The sequence below is a fragment of the Brevibacillus sp. AG genome, from assembly GCF_028369215.1.
In the GTDB taxonomy this organism is placed as follows: Bacteria; Bacillota; Bacilli; order Brevibacillales; family Brevibacillaceae; genus Brevibacillus; species Brevibacillus porteri.
Genome location: NZ_JAQMYO010000033.1, coordinates 1 through 1481, shown reverse-complemented (window position 1 = coordinate 1481; position 1481 = coordinate 1). Strand labels below are relative to the sequence as shown.

Sequence of the window (1481 nt, the reverse complement as noted above, 5' to 3'; positions counted from 1 at the left end):
CAGCCTTTGATTGAACATGTAAAATCCATAAAAACAGAACATAAAGGTATTTTCTCAACTGCAATTACTGAAGAATGGTTTAACCCACAAAATGGTTTTCTACGAGAGGACAATTTTGTAAAAGAACAAGAAAAAATCACTTTAAAATCCAAAGTACATCAATACCCTAACCAAAAATCACTGTTTAAAGAAACAATTGACCGGTATCAAGACAAGGATATTTGGACGTATTTAGGTGTTGAGACTTTAAATGGGCAGCAAGTTAAAAAGATGAAAACCATTATTGAGCCGAAAAGTGGTATTTATCACATCGTGTATGTGAGTTCATCTACGGGGTTACCCATAAAAGAGGATAAATTTGATAACAAGAACGATTTATTGGCTACTTATGTCTACTTTTATGATCAAGTAACCGATCCGAATGGTGAGATCTTTAAGGTTAAGGAGAAAAATTTAGAGATCGATCTGCAAAAAACGAAGTGATTATCACTTCGTTTTTTGCATTTTCAACTATGCGATTACACTTCGTAGAAATTGTTGATTGCATCAAAAAGTGAGTTATTATTTAGAAGGTTATGCGTCGATCCAGCGTAGAAAACCATTGGCGCTTCTTTGACAATTCCAGAGAAGGTATCAACATAGTAATCGAACCTGTCAGATCGGCTCTTGCGATAATTATCATCACCTTCCATGGTTACCCCAATTAATGCTGTGGCCGAAGTCTTTCTTCCACCTCCAACAACGTCTCCATCTAAATCATAGACCTTTTGACGATTGGCACTATCAAACACTTTATCCACGTTATCTTGGTAAGGATCGCCTTGAAAATAGTATTGTGGTTGGATGCAAATGATATCAAAAATGTCTGTTCTGTTTGCGATTACCCCTAGATTATGAGTGATATTCTCTGCGTACGTTCCGAAGCCATAGTATGGCGCCCACATAAACTCTTTTTTATGTGTATTACGTACTCTGTAAGCAAGATCATTCAACAATTTAACCATTTTGTTCGAGGTCGGGTTTGAACTGCTGATTTTCTGATCAATTGGGAAAATCGTTTCTGTTCGGAAGTAAAATCCTTCGATACGGTGCTTCCATTCCTTTTCACCTAAAATTTCGATACATGTGTCTTCTACTTTTCGCATAAAGGATCGATAGTCGGAATAAAAATCATCGATATTTTTAATTGTAGTAATATCATTACTAAGTGCTGGCAACGAAATATACAAGTCTTTATGGTCTACATCTGATGCTTTGTATTCAGGTAAAAAATCAGCAAGATCATCAATCATTTGATCAATTACAGCATTACGGTCTGACTTGCCCTTTCGATAGTCAAAAAACACTCTATCCATGTTTCCCAGGTGGACTACGAAATCATGAATGTTGGTACCGGCAAATTTATTTAACATTTTAGTTGTTACTGTGCCATAACCTTCGCCTGTATAAAGATGAATCCCACGCATTCCTTTAGACATATT

The 1481-nt window shown here is 36.1% G+C and carries 2 protein-coding genes; one reads left to right on the top strand and one right to left on the bottom strand.

Annotated features, from left to right (window positions below; genetic code table 11):
* A partial coding sequence (locus tag POF51_RS31950) for a hypothetical protein (protein ID WP_271756750.1) occupies window positions 1–483 on the top strand: 483 nt, incomplete at its 5' end.
* A gap of 35 nt (window positions 484–518) precedes the next feature.
* Here the strand turns inward: POF51_RS31950 and POF51_RS31945 are convergent.
* Window positions 519–1481, bottom strand: a 963-nt coding sequence (locus POF51_RS31945) for a DUF4855 domain-containing protein (protein ID WP_271756749.1), incomplete at its 5' end; no start/stop codon positions are given.